The sequence below is a fragment of the Lentzea roselyniae genome, from assembly GCF_039537795.1.
GTDB lineage: Bacteria > Actinomycetota > Actinomycetes > Mycobacteriales > Pseudonocardiaceae > Lentzea > Lentzea atacamensis.
Genome location: NZ_BAABBE010000032.1, coordinates 51,275 through 75,830 on the forward strand (window position 1 = coordinate 51,275; position 24,556 = coordinate 75,830).

Here is a 24,556-nt window from a genome sequence, read left to right on the forward strand (position 1 = left end):
ATGGCGATGATGGTCTCCGAGCAGGTGCGCAGCCTGTTCCAAGTGCTCTCCGGTGAAGAGTGGCCGGAGGCGAACGAGGACCAGCTGCGCGCGCTCGCGGACGCGTGGGACACCGCGGCCAGGCGCCTCACCGGCGACCTGAGCCCGGAGATCCTGCGCGCCGTCACGACCATCAGGGCCGACTTCGAAGGCGCGGCCGAACGTGCCTTCGCCGACCGCATGGCCCCGTTCGTCGAGGGTCAGGAGGCCTACATCGCCTCGGCGGCGGTGCAGTTCGCGGAGCTGGCGGCGTTCCTGCGCAACCTCGCGCTCGACGTCGAGTACGTCAAGCTGGTGTCGATCATCTCGATCGCGACCCTGGTCGCCGAGATGGCGTGGGCGATCGCGATGGCGCCGTTCACCGGCGGTGCGACCATGGTCTGGCTGGCGGTGCGCATCGCCATCGTCCGGTTCCTGCTGCAACGCATGTTGGGCCGCCTGCTCATCAGGGCCGCCCAGGCCCAGATCTTCGGCATCGCCTTCCAGGTGGCCATCGACGCGCTGGCGCAGGCGAGCCAGTTCGCCATGGGCACCCGCCACGAGTGGGACAAGAAGAAGACCCTCACCCAGCTGCAGATCGGCGCATTGGGTGGTGCCCTCGGCGTGGTCCTAGGCCCGCTCGGCCAGCTGCTGGGGAAACAGGGCGGCAAGGGTCTCGACGAGGCCCTGGGCAAGATCGTCAAAGGTACCGACTGGCACAAGATCGCTCCGCGCGTCATCAGCGAGATCGGCATGGAGGCGTTCCAGGAGTCCTTGGTCGAGTTCCTCTACGTCTACATGACCGAGGGCAAGGTCGAGTGGAACCCGTTCTCCGCGGCCTCGGGCGCGATATCCGGTGCCGCCAATGCCGCCGGTACCGGCATCGGGCACATGATGCACGGGCCACAGCCGCCGTCGTACAGCGAGAAGGACCCCAACCCCACCTCGCCCGACACCAAGACCGCGCCGGCGGCCGCTGAGTCCGATGTGGACCAACTGCCGCCCTACAGCGCCGACGACCCGGCACCGCTGCCAACTTATGCTCAGTCGCAGACACCCGCCGGCGGTCCGACCACCGCGCAGCCTCCGGCTGGTGGTGCGCGCTCTGGCGGCGGCAACACCGGCACCGCCCCCAGTTCTGGCGCGACCTCGAATTCCAGCACGGCCCCAGGTTCCGGCACGGGTACAGGTGCCGGCGGAAGCACGCACTCTGGCGCCGGTGCGAACTCCGGTTCCAGATCGGGTGCGACGGGTCCGGCGACCACGCCACCCGCGACCACCCCTGTCGGCTCCACTCCGACCGGCTCCCCGTCAGGTGCGGGCACGGTGACGACCGGCAGCGGCACCACCGGTTCCACGACCAACACCGCCGGAACCAGTTCGTCCGGCACGGGATCCGCCGTGGCCAACCCGAGCACGAACACCGGAACCACGGCCCCCACGACCACGCCATCGACTCCAGCACCCACCGACACCAAGGGCACCGGCAACACCAACCCTTTCCTCACCAACGAACCGACCACCGGCACGCCCCAGACGCCGCTCAACAGCAACAACCCCTACCGCCAAGACACCACCACCAGCGACAACAACCCCTCCCCCACCAACCAACCCACCACCGACACACCCCAGACGCCGCTCAACAGCAACAACCCCTACCGCCAAGACACCACGACGGCTGCCACCACGACTCCGTCCAGCGACACCAACCCGTTCCGCCGCAACGAAACCACCGAGAACCCGGTTCCGTCCTCCACCGCTTCGGACTCGCGAACGAGCTCCAGCCAGTCCGCCACGACGGCCGCACCGACGAGCAGCCCACAGGTGAACACCGGCACGCCGGGCCCTGCGGCCGGGAACCCCGCTGTCGTAGTGCCCTCCGCCGACCAACCGCAAACCGCCTCCACCGGCACGGGTCAGGCACCCGCCGCTGTCAGCCAGACCGGCTCCGTCACCGCCGACCCGCGGTCGACGCAACCGGACAGCCAGAGTCCCGTCGTTGTCAGCGCTCCCCTCACCACACCCAGCAGCACCGCGAGCCAGGCAACGACGCAGTCCGTTCAGGGAGCCGGTCCCGCAACCCAGCCGACAACCGCCACCCCACCGACGTCGAACGGCACGAACCCTGCCACGACCAGCGCCGGCTCGACGGCGCCGAGCACAACGCCGAAGACCACCGCACCGGTCGTCGGACCGAGCACAACGCCGCAGGGGCAACCGGCCCAGCAGTCCGCCGCAGCCCAACAGTCCACGGCAGCCCAGCAGTCCGCGAACACGACCGTCACGCCCCCCGGCAGCACGAAGCGCCCGATCGCCCCGAAGCCGAAGCGTCCACGGGCGTCGAAGAAGGACGCGGTCGAATCCGGTGAACTGCCGTCCACCCGTGCTCACGCAGCCGCACCTGCCCCGACCGCGGATACCGTGGACCAGACGTCGCAGACCGCGACCGCCGGGCTGAACACCACCACAGCCTTGCCGCGTCCGACAGCCGCATGGTCCACTGTGGACGATCGCGCGTCCGGTGACACCCTGGCCGCGGAAACCGCACCCGCACCGCCCACGAGGCAGGCAAAGGGGAAATCCGTCGACGCCGCACAGCCGACCGCGCCACGGGTAGCGCACGCGCCGGACGGAACGGCACTACCGCTCGACGCGGTGTCCGAGGTCCTCGGGGAACGCGTACGCACCACCGCGCTGTTGCGCGATCTTCCGAATGCCAAGGACGTGCTGCGCTCCGCCTCCCTGATCGTGGCGTCGACCCACCAGCCGCCGCGTTTCGACGAGTCGACCGACACGACCGAGGACGCGGCCTACCGGGACGTGTACCGGGCGGTCGTGTACGCGGTGGCGGCCAGAATGGCCGGGATACCCGGCCCACCCACCGAGGCGCAGGCGCACGCACTCGAGCTGGCGGACCTGCTGGGCACCCGGCGCCGGACAGGACACCTGCCGCCCGGATCGTCTCGCCCGCCCGTGGACCAGTTCGAGATCGGAGGCGCCGGTGGGCCGTCCCGCACAGACGTCCCCACACCGGACCTGTCCGCCGCGGCCTTCCACGCCGCACCGGATTTCCGATCGTCCGAACAGGACCGCCGCGAGTTCCGGGAGAGCTTCGAGAACTACGAGCTCTACGCACCCGAGGTGCGTGAGCTGGTGGTACCGGACGAACGGTTCGCCGGCATGGAGGAAGAAGACCTCGTCGCCGTGCACGCGTACACGAAGGTCGACTTCTACGCCGAGGTCAACGACGCGCTGCGGACCGGCGACGCACGGGCGCTGAGCACCTTCGCCCCGTACATACGCACGATCACCTCCGGGTTGAACCAGCTGCCCGTCCACCAGGGCGTGGTGGTGCGCGGCATCGACGTGGAGGCAGCCGACCTCCCCACCGTGCTGGCCAGGTACACGCCCGACGAGGTCGTCACGGAGTCTGGGTTCACCAGCACGTCGGTGGAGTCGATCACCACCGGCAACGTGCGGTTCATCGTGCAGTCCAACACCGGCCGGGCCGTCCGCGACGTGTCGCTGGAGCCCCGGTACAGCGAGGCGATCTTCGGACCGGGCGCGCGGTTCAAGGTGGCGTTCCGGAGCTTCCAGGCCGACGAAAGCCACGAAGGAGGTGGTCTCTGGACCATCGGGCTGGTCGACCAGTCCCAGCCTCCAGCCGAGTTCACCCGACCCGACGACGACGCACCGGACGTGTCGGACCTGCGCAACGCCCTCGCGGGCGCGCTGGGCTTCAAGTCGCGGGACACCGACGTCCTCGGCCGCGCGATGGTGCTGGCCGACGAGTTCGACCTGTACCAGGCCCACCTCGGCATCGAGACCGACCTCGAAGCCACCAACGCGGCCGTGGTGACCTACATCGACGAGACCAAAGCCGTGCTCGTCGAACAAGGACCGGCGGCGGCGCGGGAACACGCCGAGAGCATCGCGGAGTCGCTGCGCGCGGGAGTCATCCCTCCTGCTCGGGAACCGGGGTCCGCCGACGCGGATTCGATCGACGGGCGCGAGTCGGCGGACTTCGGTGGAGGCTGGGCCCAGCTGGCCGCGGCGCTGGGCGGCGGTCCCCGTGCGCGCAGCATCAGCCCAGGCCTCGACTCGAACACAGGGTTCGACTACGACGGCTGGCAGTTGCCCGCACGCAGCCTGGCGCCCTCGCCCGAGCTCGGGCTGGCCGGTCCGGTGTCCGCTGAGCTGCACCACGACGCCCTCGGCGAGTTCCTCGCCGCGGGCCTGTCCCCGGACGACAACGGCGAAACGGCCCACTCCGAGGCCAGAGCGGCGGAGATCGTCGCCGCACGGTACGGCCCGGAGCCCGAACTGATCAGCGGTGACTTCGCGTCCGTCGAGGCCTCGTTGCAGTACCAGGATGCCGTCGACGCGGTGGCCCGGCAGCTCCAGCAGGACCAGGACCTGCCCGCGCACGAACGCGAGCTCCGTGCGGAACAGGTCGCGGAAACGTTGCTGGGCGCGCCGTCGTCGACGCCGCAGACGGCCACGGGTGCCCGCGACTACAGCGTGCACTTCCACGACCTGCTGCCCGCGAACTCATCGGACGAGGCATCGTGGCAGCGGGCCTGGGAGCGCCGACTGGACCAGGCTCGTCACGACCTCGCCGCGCGGCCGCGGGAAGAAGCCGACGAACTGCGGCTCGCCGCTCACATCGCGACCGGCATCCCGGTGGCCGAGGCGGGCGATGCGGCGGACAACGCCGAGCTGCACGGCCTGCTCGCTCTGGTCGCGTTGCAGTTGGACCAGGACGCGGACCTGCCAGCCGACGTGCGCGACGCGGCGGGGCTCGAGCTGTTCCGCTGGCTGCAGATCGAACAGCACACCGCGCCCTGGGGCGTCGCCCTGCCGGGCAGGCACCAGTCCGAGCAGGTGCGCGTCCCGGCGGGCGACGACCCGGTGATCACGGCCGCCGTCGCGGCCAGCATCCTCACCGAGCTCGAACAGGAGTACGGCGTCACGGGTGACTCCGGCGTCGGTGTCGAGGTGCAGAGGGCGGCGGAACCGTCAGCTCCGGCACGCGACGCGGATGCGGTGCGCACGCGCCCGTGGCACATCCACGAACTGCGCGGCGTCCAGGCCGCACTCACCCATTTCGCACCGATTCTCGGTGAAGCGCGCACCGAGTCCAATCGCGCCGACGCCCCTCAGGAGGTCGCCTCGGTCAGTGCGGTCACCTTCAGCCTCGACAGGGACGGGGTCGACCTCCGCGCGATGGGCGAGTACTTCCGCTCAGTGCGGGGTTTCAACCTCTACAACGTCCCGGCGCAAGGTGACTTCGGTGCGGGCATGCGCGGTGTCGAAGCTCTCGCGACCCACGAGCTCGCGCACGGCCTGCTCCGCTACGCCGAGGCAGACTTCGCGGCGAAGTTCGGTACCTGGGACAGCGACGGGCGGCCGATTCTCGTGCCGGGCGCCGAGCGTCCCCACGACGGCACAGAGACAGTGATGGACGACTTCACCGCGTCGATCAGGGCCGGGTTGGCGGACCTGGACAGCTTCCGGAGCGAGGCCCCGAAACACGCCGCCGCGATCAGCGAACTCCGGCAGCGGCACCCGGACCTGTTCACGGGACCGGCGACCACGTCGCACGCCCGCCACATCGCCGAGGTGCTCAGCTCCGAACTGGCCGCCTTCAGCGCCGAGGTCGGGGCGTGGACCGCGGACGGCTGGCCCAACTTCGCGGCCGAGCGCCCGATCACCCGGTACGGCGCGAAGAACGCGAGTGAAGACCTTGCCGAAGCGGCGATGTACTACTTCCTCGACCCCGAAACCCTCTGGGAACGCGCACCGTTGCGCGCCGCGTACCTGGACGCCCTGGTGTCGGCCTGGTACGACGGGCCGGTTCCCGACGAGTCGGGCTCCACCGAGTTCGACGAGGCGACGAGCAGCGCAGCCGTGGCGGCGCCCGCCAACGAGGTCGACCACATCTCCACACCGAGCGGCACCGAAGGATCGCTCATCGACAGCTCGGAAGTACCGGGCAGCACCACGCGCCAGCCGCTTCCCGACGGCGGGCAGCTCCGCAAACCGAGCCGGGCGCCCGCCCCGCCCGACACCTCCGCAGCCGGCAACACGCCCTCCACCGCGGTGATGAGCAGCACCACCGTGTCGTTCCAGCACAACAGCACGAAGCTCTCGTCCGAGCAGTTGAGGCGCATCACCACGATCGCCGGTAACGTCGCACGTGCGGCGGTGCGACGGAGCGTTCTACGCCTCGCACCACCAGTGCTGCACGTGACCGCTTCGACGCTCGACACCGTTGCAGGTTCCCTCGACACGGCCGTACAACGCGCCGACGCCGTCGCAACCGCGTTGCGCAATGCGCTCAGCACAGCGTTGCGCAAAACGCAGGTGCGCCCGCAGGACGTCGAGGTCCAAGTCAGCACCGAGCACACGTCCGACCCGCAGGCGCCAGCGGTCGAAATCCGCGCGGAACTCACCACGCCGCTCGTCGACACACCCCCCGAGCGGTCGGGAATCAGCGCTGAGGAGACGCGTGCGCTGGAGAAGCAGGCGGTGGCCGAGGCCGCGCTCCAGGAAGCCAGGCAGGCCAACACCGTCGCACAGGCCGAGCTCAAGGCGGCTGCGGCCGAGCACCTCGCCGTGCACGAGGAGGCGGAGGTGATCGCCCGCTCCGGCCAGGCGGACGAGGAAGCCAGGATCGCCGCGTTCGAGCGCCAGCAGGCCGCGCAACAGCGGTACGAGCAGGCGCAGGCCAACGCGGAGCGGGCCGAGGAGGAACTGACACAGGCAGGCAGGGCGCGGGCGAGGGACGCCGCCTCGCTGCGGCGCGAGAAGCCCGCGGTGATCGACGACGAGTTCTGGCGGCATTCGTGGGCCGAGACCGCGGTCTGGTTCGAGCCGAAGAACCCCGTGTCGTGGGAGCAGATGACACCCTTCCGCGACAAGGCACCCGTGTCTCGGGTGGACACCACGCTCTGGGAGTTCATCAAGAAGTGGAAGCCGACGAACCCGCGGGCGTACCGGCATCCTGTCGCGTACGAAATGCGAGCCTTCCAGGTCGGCGACACGCCGGTTCGCAACATCACTGTCAAGATCCACGTGGATCGGCAGCAGCAGTCAGCCGCGACCCAGGCCGAGATCGAAGCATCTGTGCACGAGGGCCTGCGGCAGTACGTCAACAAGGGCTACCGGTTCCCGTCCGGCGAGCAGTTGCACGTGAACGTGGAGTTCGTCGCCAAACCGGAAGAAGCCCACCAGGTCGTGCGGCTCGTCAAGACCGGCACCCGAGCCAACCAGTTCAACTGGCCAGCCGACATACGCATGGACACGGCCGTCCACGAAATCATGCACTCCCTCGGCCTGATCGACGAGTACTTCGAGACAGAGAACCCGGAGAACCGAACGATCAGCCGCTGGTCGGAGCTCAGCCGGGGGGTCATCAACGACGGTGGCCTGATGAGCACCCGCAAGGACGGCACGCGGAAGCTGCGCCCCCGTCACCTGTGGCTCATCGAGAAGTTCTTCACAGGCACCGCCTCGCTGCCCGAACCCGAGTCGAGCTCGTACCAACCGGTGCTCCGGGACGCCTCGGCGACGAACGGACGTGATCACGGACCGATTGCGGCGAAGCCCGCGGTGTCCACGGCACGGGCCCGCGCGTTCGCCAGCAACCACAACAAGACCGTGCCACCGAGCGCCGAGCAGGAGTCCGTCCCGCGTTTGGGCTGGAACTCGGTGCTGACCGCCACCGCGCGTGCGTTCGAATCCTGGTTCAACGCGGCGGCACCACCGGCGGAGCACGTGGAGAGCAAGCAGGTGTGGCAGCGCCTGGCCAACGAGCTGGACCGGCACCGCGGTCGCCAGGACCGTCCGTACCTGCGGGGTGTCGACGACCAGACGTACGCGGAGACGACCGAACGCGTGCGCAGCGGCCAGGCGTGGCAACCGAGCACGATCAACGTTGCCCGGCACGTCAGCATTTCCGTGTACGGGTTTGACCCGTACGACGGTGTGACCCTCCCGGACGACCGGACGATCAGCCGGCAGGTCCACCGCGAGGCAGTCGCGGAGATTGCCGAACTCGCCCAACGCACCGAAGCCGACCTGTCCCAGCTGACGAAGGTGCAGCGCACCGCCCTCGAGGTCGCTGCTGTTCTGGGCGCCAGGGCGCACGAAGCCAACAGGACTGCCGCGCTGGAACGCGTCACCGCGCTCAACACAGCGCTGGGCACGTCGTACCCGGTGGACGACCCCGCCGAGATGCGCCGCATCCTCGACGCCGCGCACCAGCACGTGCAGACGCTGGACATGGTGCGCAACATCGACTTCAGCGACTTCCCGGTGGACGGCGACGCGCGGACGTGGGCCGAGATCTTCACCGGCAGGGAGCGGTTCCCCAACTCGTGGGAGGTCAGCGAGAAGGGGCGCGCCACCGCCGCGCAGGCACGGGGCCGGGTCGAGGAGCAGCAGGGATACGGGCCGGTGCTCGGCAGGAACGGCGCGGACCGTTACCAGCCGACCGCACCGGAGCAGCTGCCCTCGTACGCCGCGCTGACGTCCAGGCTGCAACGTGGTGGTGCACTCCAGCAAGGCGCGGCGGTGGTACGCCTCAAGGAAGAGGTGCGTGGCCGCACGACGTACACGCCGAGGGCGAGCACCACGCAAGGCACGGGAGGCATCGAGTCGTACACCGATGCCACGCACGTGTTCGGCCTTCTCGCGCACGGCCCCGAGGAGAACGTCCGGCTGGCGTTGGCCGGCGTCACCGGCTTCCGCTACGACCCGGTCCTGCGCGACCAGATCACCGAGGGCGATGGACACCTCGAGCTGCGCAACTACTTCGAGGCGCAGGTGCACGGTGGCCTCGGCTGGGATGACGTCTCCCAGATCGTGGTGAACTGGGGTGACCTGCACCGGCGGGCGGGCAAGGTCACGACACTCGCCGAGGCCGAGGCGATCGTCAGCTACCTCAACGAGTTCGCCGGCCGCAACGGCCACGACTTCACGGCCGCGCTGGGTCAGGAGATCAGCGCTTCCGGCGGAGTGACCGCCTCGGAGACCAGACGCCTGCTCCACCTGTTCCGGATCAGGGACGCGAGTGAGACGCACCTGAGGACGCTGACGGTGCTCGACGACGTCGCCCGGCGCTCGCCGTTTCCCGGCCAGGCCGACCGCGACGCATTGGTCGCGTTGGCCGGCAGGGCAGGCATCAGCACCGATGCACCGGACCACGCGCTGCGTGAGCTGTGGCAGAAGGCGTCTGAGGTCGTGGCACGTGGCGGTGACGCGAAGGCGCTGCGCGCCGAGCTCAGGTTGACGGACGACACCGCGACCAGCGCGCAACCCTCCGCCGACGGGGCCACGACAGGTTCCGATCCGCGTCGTGCCCCGGTTCCCGCCGCACCGCCCACTCTCCCGGATCCCGAGACCACCCAGGTGCGGGAGGTCCGGTCCGTTGCGGACCAGGCCGAGCCGGCGGCGGCGCCGGAGGAGGTAACCGCCGCACGGGCCGATCGCAACGCCGCACACGCCGAGATGACCCAGCACGAGCCCGGCACACCCGCGCACGACGCGGCGCGGCAACGGTTTGATGAAGCCACGACCGCCTCCGCTCCGGAGTTCGTCCTGCCCGAAGCCAGCCCGGTCGCCGAGACGTTCGTGGCGGACCTGTTCAACGAGCTCGACGCCAAGGTGCCCACCGTGCCGAGGCCCAGCGGCGAGTGGTCGCGGGCCTCGACCGAACCAGGTGTGCCCGACCGGCTTCAGATCACCTCGGAGTTCGGCATTCCGCTGATCAACCAGCAGCGCCTGCAGGGCATGGCGGACCGGCTGCAGCTCGTCATCGACGTGCGGCCGACCAACCCGCTCGCGGTGCGCTGGCTCGAACACGGCGCCATGCCGAAACCCGTCGCCATCAAGGCGAAGACCATCACTCCGATCGATGTCCACCTCGGGGCGAAGGCGCAGCACATCGGTCTCGTTGGCTTCTTCGCGCCACACCGCCCGGACCTCGCCGCGCTGCCCGAGGACGTGCGCGAGGCGGTCGAGCAGCGGTACCACCAGCGCGAGGAGGAACAGGCCGAGCTGGCGGCCGACATGGCTGAACTGGTCGGCAGCGGGCAGTACGGCGTGCACGACGGCGTGGTCGTGGCGAACACGCAGACCGGGCAGCGCGCCATCACCGGTGACCACGACCTCTTCGACATCCGGCACCCGGATGACGGCACCCAGCTGGCGGCGGAGGACTACGACCGGGTCATCTGGCTGCTCACCCGGCGCGACTCGGGGGTCCAGCACGGAGCTCACATGTACTGGAACCCGCAAACGGACTTCCAGCGCAAGAGCTTTCACAAGATCCTGGCATCGCACCGCCGCAGCTCGCAGGTCGCGGAACCGCTGGTGCGGTTCAGCCCCGGTGACGTCGCCCGGCTCGTCTACGCCGAGGAGCAGGCCGGTGTTCAGGTCGGCGTTCAACCGAGCGAGCTGCCCCAGTTCGACACGAACGAGATGCGGCAGGCTCAGGAACAGCTGTTCGGCAACTGGACCATGCAGACAGCCTCCCGCCAGGCCTCGACCGACGACGAGATCTCCCCGATCGACAGGCAGGCACCAGGCCAGCCTGAGTCCACTGTGGATACTCCGGTCCGCAGCGGCAGGTCGGACCCGACCGAGACCGGTCGCGCGTTCGGCAGCAGCTTCCTCGCTGCGGCGGACCGGGCGAACCTGTCCGACCGGCCCGCGGACAACCGGCAGTTGTGGCAGGAGCTCGCGGAGGTGCTGTATGCGGACTTCACCCTGCCCGCCGAGGAACGGCAGTTCCTGCTGGGCCACACCGACCACGAGTACCTGCGGATCGTCGACGCGATCGCGATGGGCCGCGACTGGGGCCAGGCGGCCACCGCACTGGCGCGCCGGCTGAGCATCACCCGGTACGGCATCGACCCGTTCGACTCCGACCCGGTCCCGGACCTGGTCGGCACCGGGCAGCAGGACGGCGCCACCGCCGAGGAGCTGCACGGCGAGGTAGAACGCGCGCTGGTCTCGCTCAACCACGCCCGTGCGGACCTGGACGCGGCGGCCTCGGACCTCGACGCGCTCGACGTCAACAGCCCTTACGCCAACGACATCATCGACGCCTACATCGACTCCGCACTACGCGTCCACGACGTGGAGAAGGCTGCTGACACGGCGATGCGGTCCGTCGTCGAGCAGCAGCTGCAAGCGACTCAGCAGGACGTCATCGCGTTCCGCACTCAGCGACGCCAGCTGCTCCTGGAGCTCGCCGCGCACCAGGGCTCCGACTCACCCGCCCGCCACCGAGCAGAAACCCTGTTGGCCGCGGTCAACGCCGACCTGGACCAGGCTGAGGCGCGGGTTGACCTGATCAGGTCGAACCTCGACCCGAACCGGCCAACCCCGCGTGCGGTGATCGACGACGACACGTGGCGGCACAGCGAGGCGACGACCGCGGACTGGTTCGCGCCCGACAACCCGGTCGACAACAGCAGCGAGCAGTTCGCGCGGGCACGCGCGGCAGCGCCCGTGACCGTGGTGAGCGGCGCCCACATCGACCCGGCCACCACGTCGACCCGGCACCTCATCAAGTACGCCTGGGCGGCGATCTCCTACGACCAGCGTCAGTTCACGGTGCACGGCACGCCGGTGCGCGACCTCACCGTGCGGGTGCATCTCACCACCCCGGAGTCCGAGATCACCTCTGCCGAGGAGGGCTTGCGGACGACGGCCGCGACGCCGGAGGAGATGGATGCCGTCCGGGAACGGATGGTGCGCGGTGTGGAGCAGTTCTTCAACCAGGGCAACCGGCTGCCGAGCGGCGAGCAGCTGAACGTCACGGTGGAACTGGTCGACTCACCGGACGAGGCCCACCACGTGGTGCACGTGCGGACGGAAGCCGACCACGTGAGCGACCAGGTGAACTGGTGGGTGGACGAGACCGCCGCGGGCATCGCGCACGAGATCGGGCACGGCCTCGGCCTCGTCGACGAGTACCGGCAGAAGGACCGGATCTTCCGCCGCAAGAAGATGACCTTCCGCGGCGAGGGAGCGACTCTGCGCCGGATGGGCGGCTCGCAGGGCGTGCACCTCGACAGCTCGCTGATGAATGACCAGACCGACGCGGAAGGCGTCATGCTCCTGCGACGTCAGGCCTGGCTGATCCAACGGCGCGGCACCGACCTCACCAGGACCGAGGACGCGCCGAGCAGGGACACCGAGGTGGCGACGACCGAACCGGGGCCCGACCCCCGCAAGGCGGGTGCCCGCGCGTTCAGCAGCCGTTTGATCCGCGCCGCCGCGGACGCTGGTGTCACGACCGTGCCCGAGTCGAGCGAAATGGTGTGGGCCTCGCTCGCAGACGAACTGCGAGCCGATCGCGTGCGCCGACCGCACGAGCGCAAGTACCTGGGAGACCTCGACAACAAGGGCCAGTCGCGCCTCATCAGCCGAACGGCGCGCGGCGTGGGGTGGGACCACCAGATCACCGAAGTCGCGCGCGAAGTGAGCGTCGCGAAGTACGGCGTCGACCCCTTCGGCTCGGAGCCCACTCCCGACATCTTCGGCAGCTGGCTGGACGAAGCCGGTCTCGTGCGGCCGAAGGCCGGAGCACAGCAAGCCGGCGAGACCCCTGCCCGTTCCGGCCGAGCGCCCGCACCGGCGAACGCTCCCGCTCCCGACCTGCCGCGGTTCATCAAGGACGGCAAGGCACTCGGCACCGTCATCGCTCGTGACGTGCGCGGTGGCGCGGAAGTCGAGCAGGCCGTGCGCAACGCGCTGCCGCACCACTCGGGCGCCATCCCGATCGGTGTCGACGGCATCGGCGAGACTCTGACCAAGAACATCGAGTCGTTCCTCGGTGGTGGCCGCACGTTCCCGGTGCGTGTGGGCAAGCACGCCTACGAAGTGACGATCACCGCAGACCTGCGCCCGCCCGCCGATCTGACGACGCTCTCCGATCTCCCGCAGCCGGTCAAGGCCGACATCACGGTGCAGAACAGCGCCACGACCGGCACCACGGACGCGCTCACGACGAGCGGTGACGTCACCACCGGCGGCCTCATCACCACTGGTGTCGGGCCGTACGTGTCGGTCTCCGCGAAGGTCAGTCCGGCCAGCGCCGCCCAAAGCGCGAGCACCACCACCGCGAGCAGCAACCAGCGGGCGATCGGACCGAACAACGCTGCCAAGTCCACCACCGTCCCGGTGACCTACCACGTCCAGGTCTTCGAGGTCGGTGACGGGCCGGGCGTGCGGGTCGGCACGAGCACGGTGCGCGACACCGTCACACTCGTCGTGCCGGACAACCTGACCGCGCTCACCGCGCCGGACCGGTCGGACCTCGCCAACACCGAGCGTACCCCAGGAGACGTGAGCTCCGCCGAGGCCTGGGACATGGCCGTGGTGGAGTCCGTTGTGGACGTCGACGTACACAACGCGATCACGGAGGTTGGCGCGGGTCTGCACCCCTCGATCACCAAGCCCGGCGCGCCCGGCCGCGCCGCTCTGCGGGAGTTCCTCAGTCCCGGCACGATCCGCGACAACCTCGCCGCCGCACTGCGCGGCTGGGTGATCTCCCCCGACCTGGTCAGCCCGCACGGCAGCCGGGTGGGCATCGTGCGCATGCACGCGGTGCCGGTCAAGGCGACGCTGGTGGGTACGACGTCGACCGCCTCGATGCGCCAGCAGGACGGTCTGGCGCTCGGCACGAACCTGTCGTCAGCGAGCAAGTCCGGTGTCGACCTCGGGCTGGGGCTGGGCGGCGGCGCCGCGGTCTTCGGGCAGACGGGCGGTCTGGCCGGAGTGACCGGCGGTGTCGCCGGCAAGGTCACCACGACCACCAGCGCAGGCGTGTCCTCCTCGGTCAAGACCGGCGTCGGCATCAAGGGCGACGTCGGCCTCTACGAGGTCGAGTTGAGCCTCGTGGTCGAGACGCCGCACGGCGACCCCGTCACGTTGCGGGCCGCCGGATTCCTGCGGATGGGACTCGCGGAGGCGGCGGCGGCGAAGCTGGAGGTGCCGAAGGACCTCGCGGCCGACGCCGTGGCGAAGCCGACCGCGACGCCGAAGCACGCGCCCGCCTACCTCGCGACGGGTGTCTCGGCGGGCAACGTCCGTGCGGGCGTGTTCACGCCCGCGGACCAGGTGCTGGAGCGGGCCGAGCAGGCCGTTCGCGCGATCCCGGGCTTCGAGTCGTTCCTGCCTGCCTTCAACGCCGACGGTGAACCGCGCGAGGGCGGCACGAACGCCGCTGACAGCGCGGCTACCGCCGCGAACCTGCGCACCCTCGCGACCGCGCTGTCCCCCACCGCGCTGCGCAACCAGTTCGACAGCCTGCTCGGGCCGGGGGTGCGGGTGCAGCTCAAGCGCCAGGGCCGCACCACCAACGACTTCGTCACCATCACCGTGCGCGCCCGGCTGACCGGGGAACCGCGACACCTGGGCGAGATCACCGGCCGCAAGGTCCGCACGAACATCTCCAGCGGACCGAAGCTGGACAGCTCGGCCACCATGCAGACCGGCTGGAACGCAGGGGTCGAGGGCAGGGTGACGGTTCCGGTGCTCTCCGGCGCCACCCGCGTGCTCCCCGCGCTGACCACGAGCGCCAAGTACACCGCGTCGTCGTCGGCCAAGTCGGCCGCCGGTCCGACCGCGACCAGCGCCACCATGACCACGGGCACGCCGAACGCCCAGGTGTTCGAGTACGACGTCGTGGTCGACGTCGAGATGGAGATGTTCTCCCGCGGCCGCGCCTGGACCCGCCGCCTGTTGCCGGGTTCGCCGCACCAGGTGACGCCGGAGTCCATCGCGGTGGACGTCCCCGGCAACCAGATCCCGGGCACGGTTCAGGTGTGGATGCCCGACAGCACCGCGATGGACACCGACCCCGCGCCGCTGCGACCAGGCGACCCGAAGCGGGAGTACCTGGCTGCCGCACCCACGATCACCGCGCTGTTCGCCGCGCACCAGCGCACCGACGTGCCGTGGCTGCACGTCGAGGCCGTCGCTCACGTCCAAGCGGTTCGTGATGCCGCGATCAGGGCGCTGATCGATGCCGCGGGAGGGGATTCCGCCCTGGTGCAGCCGGGTTCGGTCGCGCGCGGCCGGATCGACCGGATGCTCAGCCCGGAGAACGTGCGGGCGACGCTGCGCCAACTGGTGGACCAGGGCGTGCAGGAAGGCGGCCTGCGCCACGGGCGGCGCACCGCCGACCGCGTCGGCGCGCTGGGCGTGACCGCACGCCTGATCAACGCCACTCTGGTGTCCATTTCGGACAGTGCGGAAACCGAGCGGGCGCACACCGGCGGGTACAAGGTCGGCGGCACCACGACGAACACCCGCTCGGTCGACGTCAACACCGGTGCCGGCGTGACCGTGCGCTCCGGTGCGGAGATGACCGCGCCCGCCGTGAGTGCCAAGTGGACGCCGTGGTCGAAGACCGACTCCGACGCCACCGAGATCGCCGCCGGCATCGAGCGCAACGAGGTGACGGCGTCGACCGAACGCACCGTGCTGGTGCGCTACGACGCCGTGTTCACCGTCGTCGCCGAGTCGCGCACGGAAAGCGTGCTGCACAAGGCGGACACGCGCACCGGGGGCTCGACCGTCACCCTGCCTGGCGGTGTGTTCGTCCGCGTCGACGAGGCCACGGCCCGTTCGCTCGACCTGCTGCCGAAGCAGCCGGACACCGCGGTGAACCCACACGGCGTGATGGCGCGACCTGCCGCACTGACCGGAGCGCCGGGGTCGCTCGGGCTCGCGATGGTGGAGACGATGCCGTCGTTCACGGGCATCGTTCCCGCTCTCCGCGAGAGCCTCGGTGAACTCGCGTCCGGCCTGCTGCCGGACTCCGTGCTCGACGACACGATGAACAACCTGCGCCGGCTGAACGACCTCACGACGCCGGCGAGCACGCGAGCGCTGGTGGACAGCCTGGTGGACGGTGGTGTGCCGCTGCTCGTGCACAACCCCGGCACGTTCACCAGCGACTCGTACACGATCACGCTGCGGGCGATCCCGGGCGAGCCGGTGTTCGCGGGCACCGTCAACGACGGTGCGGAGATGGAGTTCGCCGCCACCCGCGCCGTCACGAGGACGACGAGCACGGAGTCCGCGACGGGCGTGGGAGCCGGCGTCCGGCTGCCGGTGAGCGGCCTGCGGCACCTCGACGACGACCTGCGCGCGGCGATAGGTGGTGCGGTGGCCGCGAACGCGGGCCAGACGAACGCCAGCACCTCGACGACCGCGACCGCCGAGCAGGTGGCGCACCTGCGCATCGGCTCCGGTCCGGCCGTCCGCTACGACGTGCCGCTGCGGTTCGAACTCCTGGTGGAGAAGGGCAACCAGGGCGTCGGCATGGTGACGCAGGAAGCCCGAAGCCCTATGCGCGTCCGCCTGCTCGCGGACGACCAGCGCACCGGCGTGGTCGGTGCCCTGCCGGAGGACCTCGCGCCGCACGCGGTACCGCAACCGCCGAGTCGCGGCGAGGACGTGCACGCGCGCGCCTGGCAACGTGCCCACCGCCTGGACTCGAATCCCGCCGAACTCCCGGACACCGCATCGGTGGAAAGGCTGCGCGGCACCAGGATGCTCCGCGACGCGGCCGTGGTGGCGCTGCACCAGGCAGGCGCGACCACCTCGGTGACCGGGAAGGGCACCGCGGCGATGCTCGCACTGCACTCGGCGCTGAGCCCGGAGTCGTTGCAGGCCAACCTGCCCGCGATGCTCTCCGGCCCGCTGGCGGTGCCCGGTGTCGTCGCGACCACGATCATCGGCGGCCGGCGCGCGACGCTGTCCGTCTACGCGAAGCTCGTCAACCCGAAGCTGGACGCGATCAGCGACGGCGTCACCGTGAAGCTGTCCGGCTCGTCGACCACCACGACCACACAGGAGACCAAGCGCACCGACACCGACGACGTGGCGGTCTCCGCGGGCAGCGGCGGCCTGTTCGCGTCGAACCCGACCACCAACACCGGCGTGAACGGCGCCGAGGCCCGCCAGGGTGGCGAGGAGAGCCAGACGAGCTCCGGCGGTGGCAGCCACACCCGCACCAACGCGTTCAAGAACGTCGAGCGCACCGCACTGGTGCGGTTCGACGTCGAGTACCGCGTGGTGGCCGAGATCGACGGCAGGCGCGGCGTGATGGACCTGGCCGTGCCCGGTGGCGCCGGCGTGCGGATGACGACCGCCGCGGCCGAGTCCGCGCTCGGCACCGCTCTGCCCGGCGATCTCACGGCCGCGCAGGACGCGGTCAAGGACACCGCGAAGTCGTGGCGGAAAGCCGAGACCGCGGCGGCCAAGGCCCAACGCGCACTCGACGACCTCAAGCTGGACCTCACCCGAGCCAACGTCGAGGTCACCACGCGCACGGCGGAACTCGCCGCCGGCGCAGACCGCGAGTCCGCTCAGCAGCAACTCACCGATGCCCTCCGCGCACGGGAGGAGATCGAGGCCAAGATCGCGGAGGCCGAACAGGAGGCCGCCACGGCGAGGGAGGCGGCGTCCACCGCCGAGGGCGGTTGGTGGACCGCCAAGTCCGAAGTGGATCGTCAGGTCAGCACGCTGAACGGCACACTCGACCAAGCGACGACGCCATCCGCACCGGCCGAGGCAACCGCCGATGCCGCACTGGCCCGCGGTACCCGGCCCGCGGCAGAACCCGTCCGCGAGCGGAACGTGGTGGACCGGGTCAGGAAGATCCCGGTCGCGCGCATGGTGCTCGACGACCCGGACGTGCGAATCCGCCAGGACCAGACCGTGCGCGAGCACACCATGCGCGTGCTCGACGTGCTCGACGGCCGGGTGCCCAGTGCCGCACTGCCGTTCCTCTCGACGCTGTCGAAGATCGGCAGGCCCCGACAGGATTCTTCGCACGAGGCGCTCCGGGTCGCGGCGGTGCTGGACAACGTCGCCCGAGCCGTGGCCGAGTCGTTCAACGACCCGCTGCTCAAGCCCGTGTTCGCGCGCAGGATCATCGGCGCGCACAGCGACGACCTCGGATCACCCGTGGTGGTTCGGGTGGTGTCCGCGCTGGTGTCCGACGACCCGCTGACGGCGTTGATCCGCGACGGACTCGACCCCGTGGTCGTGGCCGGGCGAATCGAGACCGTCGCCGAACGCGCGCAGCTCGGCATCGGTCAGACCATGGACCTGCTGCAGCGGCGCTTCGAAGCGGAGATGCTCTCCTACACCCGCGCCGAGGTGGAGACCGGTGAGCTGAGGCAGGACCCCCACACGTTCGGTTCGTTCGTGCTGACGAACCTTCCCGGTGAGATCGGACCGGCCTACCACGAACGCGTCGTGCACGTTCGACAGCGACTCCGAGACCGCATCCGCGCAGCCGCGGGCATGAGCGGGACCGACACCCAGCACACCCTGCACCTCGCGCTCGCGGACCCGGTCCAGGCCGAGCTCGACGAGCTGCGCGACACCCTCGTGCCCGCCGAGGAGACGCATCCGACTCCCGTCACACCCGAAAACACCGCCGTTGCCGCGCACGACGGCGCGGCGGAGCTGACCGCACCCCAGCGGAACCCGCGCACCGCGGCCGCGATCATCCCGCCGCCAGGATCGCCACAGGCGGGCGACCTCACCCGCCGTCAGTACGCGCATCTTCGGGAGATCCATTCCGTTCCCGCCGATCCGCAGGCGAGGGCCGAGGTCGTCGCCGCACTGCGGGACATGCTGGGAGCAACCGAACCCGGCGTGGCGGAACAGGTGCTCGCTCGCGCCGAGCAGTGGTTCTCGACCGCGCCGCTGACCATCAGCTTCACCGGCAGCACGCTGTTCGGCGACGACGGCAAAGCCGCGGCGATCTCCCAGCCCGGCGCCGAGTACCTGCCCGCCTCAGTGGTGGGCATGCGGATCGTCGATTCGACCACGCTGTCCGAGCTGGATCGGCCTGCGCACGATCTTCCCGCACTGCGCGCCGGGACCGAGCGGCTCCGGCTTGCGGTCGACGAGGACTCCAGGGAGTGGGCGAGCCCCGAAGCCCGCGCGCTGCGGGCCGAGTACCGGCGGGCCCGAGGAGCGCTCGCCGCAGCGGAGAAGGCCGAGCAGCGCAGGCCGTATCAGGCGCGCTACCTGAAGGCCATGCTCGAGGCTGATCCGGGACTCGCGTTCTGGACCCAGCGGAACACCGACCTGTCCCGCGGTGACAACTACCCGCGCTGGCGCCGGGACAAGGACGACGCCGGCTCCGGCAGGCACGGTTTCACACCTCGCGAAGCCGCCGTCTTCGGCGCTCTCAACATCAACTATGACCGCACCAGGGGTTTCGAGGGACTTCAGTACTACGGTGAAAGCCACCTGCTGCTCGCACAGGACGTCCGGCGGCGGTCGTTCTACACCTTCGAGGCGAGCGGTCACCCCAGGGCACACCTGTCCGACCTGCTGCACGACATGATCAGGGGAAGGCGGTTGACCCTCGTCGAAGCCATCGTGCGCAACGCACTCGGCTTGCCAGGCATCACGCCGCAACGGTCCATGATCGTGGAAGTGCACGTGTACGGAGGAGTGCGATTCAACCGCGACGTGCAGGAGCTCTCCATCCCGTCCGACGGTGTGCCGGACGACCTGCGCGACCGCGTCGAGAGGTTCGCCGAACAGCACGGCATCGCGGTGGTCAACCCGTTGCCGACACCGGTGACAGGCGCGCCGATCACTCCGCACGACGTGCGCGAGGCGTTGCGCGACAACGGGACCGAGCCGGCCGAACTGGCCCTGTCGAGGACCGCGGCCGAGTGGCTGCGGATCATGGACGACAACGCGGGGCACCGCACCGCGGTCGAACTGAACGTCCCCGCGGACCCCGCATTCCCACAGACCCGAGCCGACGCGTGGATCGCCCTTCTCCAGGCTCGGCAGTCCCTGGACACAGCAGAAGCCGCCCGCAGCGAACTCGTCGCCCGCCTGTCCGACGGCGGTGCGGGCAGCTCACGGGATCCGCAGCGGCTCGACCACGTGGACGCCGACGTGCGCGCCGCGCACCAGCGCGTGCGGCGGGCGGAGGCGGATCTCCGCACGTGGGGGAACGATCCCGCCCAGCTCGACCAGGCGCACAGCGAGTGGCTCGAGCGGACGGTGCTGGTGAGTCCCGGACTCTTCGGCGGCGCGCCCAGCGAGCTCACCCGCGGCCACCACCGCGGCGGCTCGCGCGGCTCACGCGCCTCGCACGGTGCCATCGACCTGCCGGCGTTGCAGGCGTCCTTGCGGGCGGTGGGCAGCACCGAGCACTCCGGCAGGCAACGCAAGAACGAGGTGGCGGCCAAGCACGACGGTTCGGTGTTCGACACGCGCGAGATCAGTGTCGCGCTGCCCGAGATCGCGCAACGGACGACCGCCGCACCGGCGAAGGCGCGGTCGGTGGAGTACGTGGCCGACGCGCTGACGAAGTTCCTGAACGCGCACGGGCTGCGGCCCTACCTGTCCGGCGGCGCCGCGCTCGCGTGGCACGGCGGCAAGCGCGGGATCAAGGACCTCGACTTCCGGGTTCTGCAGGAGGCGGCCGGGTTCGCCGACTTCGACGAGTCGGCGGGCGCGCGGGTGGTCACGGTCGTCAACGACGTGCTCAGCGCGGACGAGCAGCGGAAGTACCAGGCCGCGCGCAAGAACAACGAGGTGCCGGCGGGTGGCAAGGTCGAGTTGTTCCACCAGGTCGGCATCGCGTCGATCGGGTCGGACAACTGGCTCGGCCACGAGGTGAGCATCGCCGTCGTGTCGCGGAACCGCCCGCCGCGCATCGTCGAGCACGGCACCGACGGCACCCGCGCGCGGGTCGACGTGCTCAGCCTCGAGGAGATCCGCGCCGACAAGGCGAAGACGATGCTCACCCGCACCAAGCGCGGCGAGGCCAGCCTGAAGAAGGTGGCGCAGGACCTGTTCGACTTCCTCGACGCGATCGACCTGATCGACCGCGACGTGCCGTGGCACGCCGACCCGCTGACGGTCGCACACCGCGTGCAGGAGCACGCCGAGGCGGCCGTGCGCGACCGCCTCGACGAGTACGCGATCGCCAACCTCGACGGCGCCACGCTGTTCCACCTCAGCCAGGCGGAGCGGGTCGACCTCATGCTCGGCAGGCTGATGCTGACCGCTCGGGCGCACGTCGACCACGGCGATCGGAACGACACGTTCCGCGACGTGGTCCACGCGGTCGAAGCCGACCGCGCGGTGGTCGACGCGGACGATGTCGCCGACCTGAGCGGCTACCGCAACAGGTTGTTCGCCCGGCTGCGGGCGCTCGCCGAGCTGCAGGTGCCCGGTGAGGTCGTCACGGCGCTGCGGCCGTGGATGAGCCAGTGGAACGACCCGCTCGACTACGGCCCGCCCGCGGAGTCCCGCCGGGCAAAGCGCCCCGGTGAGCCGCCACGGCAACCGTTGCGCGACAACACCTTCCCGCCGTCGCGGGGGACGTCCACCGGGCCGTCCACGCAGGAGTTCACCGTCGAGGAGCTGCTCGCGGTGCACGCTGACGACATCATCGCGAACGTCCACGCGGCCCTGCCGAAGCTCTCCACGAAGGAGAAGCCGCTCGTCGAACAGGTCGTGCGGGTGCTGGCGTTCTCCGGCGGCTTCCGCACGCTGCACGACTCGCGCAGCAACGACGAGACCCTGGAGGCGTTCGGGGTCAAGCGCGCCGACTTCAGCACGGCGTTCAGGGCGCTGAGCAACGCGGGACTGGTCACCCCGAGCGACGACGGCCTCCAGCTCACCCGTACCGGCTGGCGGCTCGTGCCGACGTCCGGGCCGCACCGGGTGTTCAGCCCGGACGGCAAGGCGATCAGCCCGCCCTACACACCGCCGCGCGCCGAGTCCGTGAGCGGGGACGCCGCCGAGGTGACCGACTCGCCGCGCGCGGTCACGCCGGCGCCGAATGGCGGTGCCGACGCCCCGGTGGCGGATCCGGCCACCGGAGGTCCGTCGCGTTCTCCGTCTGCCACGGGGATTCCGCTACCGGACTCCCCCGCCGCGGGCGTCTCACGTGCCACCACGCCCGACGCGGGCCCATCCCCCACCGACGTGGCGCTGCCCGCATCGGCCGACAGCAGCGCGCGCGGCACCTCCCCGTTCCCCGCCGGTACCCCCGCCGTGTCCCGGCCGCCGTCACCGGACCTGGGCGACACGATCAAGGAGATGCACGAACGCGCGATCATCGCGCTCGGCGGTCTGTCCGGTGTGGTCGTGCGCGGACTGCGCCGCCGCGCGGAGGAGGTGCTCGCGGACGCGGGCTGGACGCAACGGGTGCCGCACTCGGACCACGTCACCGCAGTGACCGTGATGAGCCACTGGCTGTACGAGGGCGGGGCGAGCACCGCCGGGCAGCTCGCGACGGTGCTGCTCGACGCGCGCGGCACACAGCCGGTCGATCCGCGGCCGGGCGGGTTCGTCGCGGCCGCGAGATCCGCGATGGCCTCGTTGTCCGACGAGGTGCGCGGTGACCTGCGATTGCGGTCCATCGACGCGGTGCGCGCCGCCGCACTGCCCGACCGCCCGGTCGGCCCCCGCTTCCAGGAGCTGCTCGACGGCGTCTCCTACTGGCTGTGGGCCCACCCGGATGACCCGGCGGGCGCGATCGCGGTCGCGCGTCAGCTGGGCGGCCTGCCCGACCCCGGCGCGGTTCCGCCGGCCGGAGCAGGCCCCGCGGACGGCGGCACTCCCGAGGTCGCCTCGGCCCGGCAGGAGGACTTGGCCGCACCGGAACGAGTTCTGGACGAGGACGCCGGTCCCGTCCCCGTCGACCCGGCGCGGACGGATGATCCGGAGTTCCTCGCCACGAGGTCCGGCGCGTGGGCGGTGCTGCTCGACGCGCAGCTGGAGCTGTCGGCCACGATCGCGGCGCGCGCCGAGGTCGCGGCGCGGCTCGACGACGACGGCGCGAGCAGTTCGGACGACGCCGAACTGCTCGCCGTCCTCGACGAGGAGGTGCTGCGCGCGCAACGCACTCACGACCAGGCCGTGGCGGACGTGCGCGCCTGGGGCAACCACCCCGATCGGGCCGACCAGGTCACCGAGTCGGTGGCATCCCGCGCCCACCGCGATGTGCAGCCGCCCGTCGCGCGGACCGAAGCCGAGATCAACGCGGTCGTGCAGATCGCGCGCGCCGAACTGGCGTCGCTGCCCGAGACCCTGCGCGGTGACCTGAGGGTGCGCGCGGCCGTGTTGATGCGCGAGGCAGGTCTGCGGCACCCGGTGATCGGTCCGCGCCTGCAGGAGCTGCTCGAGGGTGTGTCGTACTGGCTGCACGCGCATCCCGGTGACACGGCGGGCGCGCTCCGGCTCCTCCGCGAGATCGCCGCGCGGCCCAACGTCGGCGCGATCCCGTTCGCGGGTGGCGGACCCGAGCAACCTCGGCGCAACGGGCTGCGGCGTCCCATCGAGGACGGCAGCGACGGCGGCTACCAGCCCAGCGACCCCGGCGAGGCCGGACCGCACCGGCCGGCGCCCGCAGTCCAGGCGCAGGCAGACGGTGCTCAGCCGGTCGACTGGTCCGACTCGGACTCCGACGCCGGTGCCGCCGAGCCGCAGCTGGGCAAGAACGACCCGCCGCCCGACTCGATGGCCGACTTCGAGGCTCTCCTCGAACCGATCCGCGACTACGCGGAACACGCGACCGACCGCACGACGCAGAACATCGACGTCTACGTGCTCGCCGACATCGGTTCCGAACGCTGGCGGGACAACCTGATCGGCGGCGACGTCGGCCACGCCTGGCTCTCCGTCCGGCTGCCGAACCGCACCGAGCGCGCGTTCGGGTTCGGGCCCTCCCGGAGCGTGCGGTACGGGCCGCTGACGCCGTTCGTGAGCGTCGTCGGCGGGTTGCGCACCGAGAGGTCGCGCCAAGGGGCCGATCCCGCCCACACCAGGATCGTCGGGCCGTACAAGATCAACGCGGACCAGCTGGCCGCGGGCTACAACTACGCGCTGGACAACTTCGAGCACAAGTACAACATCGCCGCGTACAACTGCGTCGACTTCGCTCGTGGCTTCCTGCACGCCACGTCCGGGCTGGAACCGCACCTGCACGTGACGTTGCCACGCAGGCTGATGGACCGGCTGGCGGAGGTTCCCACAGGCGTGCCGGAGTCCGAGTCCACCTCGGCGTCGCGGTCGTCCACGACGCCGGACCGGCACTCCGCCGACTCACCGCCGGCGGTCTCGCGACAACAGACCGCGGACGGGCTCGTCTCCGACTCACCGCCGCAGGTCTCCCGGCAGCTCACCATGCTGTCCGCGAACAGCGCGGGTGCCAACGCCGCGGGCCGCTCGAACACCGAGAACAGTGAGCGGCCTCGCCGTCTGGTCGTCCGCAACGACACGAGCGCGACCGACATGTCCGCGCTGACCTCGATGCTGAGCCGGCTGGAAAACCTCGAAGCGGAGCTCCGGCAGTCACCCGAGCAGCTCACGCCACCGTCCGGGCAGTCACCGGACGCGTTCGCGCCGCCGCACGACCCGAACGCGACGATCAACGGTGCCGGGGACGTGCTCGCCGAACTGCTGCAACGGGATCGGCCGGACGGACCGCCGACCACGACGTCGGTGCCGT

1 protein-coding gene (only partly in view) is annotated in these 24,556 nt (G+C 70.8%); it reads left to right on the forward strand.

Annotated elements, in window-relative coordinates; translation table 11 throughout:
• A protein-coding gene (locus ABFX45_RS37980) for a scabin-related ADP-ribosyltransferase (RefSeq protein WP_346135512.1) crosses the window boundary here: on the forward strand, positions 1 to 24,556 show its 5' portion. The gene runs 2,612 nt beyond the window's last position; the window shows 24,556 of its 27,168 coding nt (coding positions 1-24,556); its start codon is at positions 1 to 3; its stop codon lies off the right edge, out of view.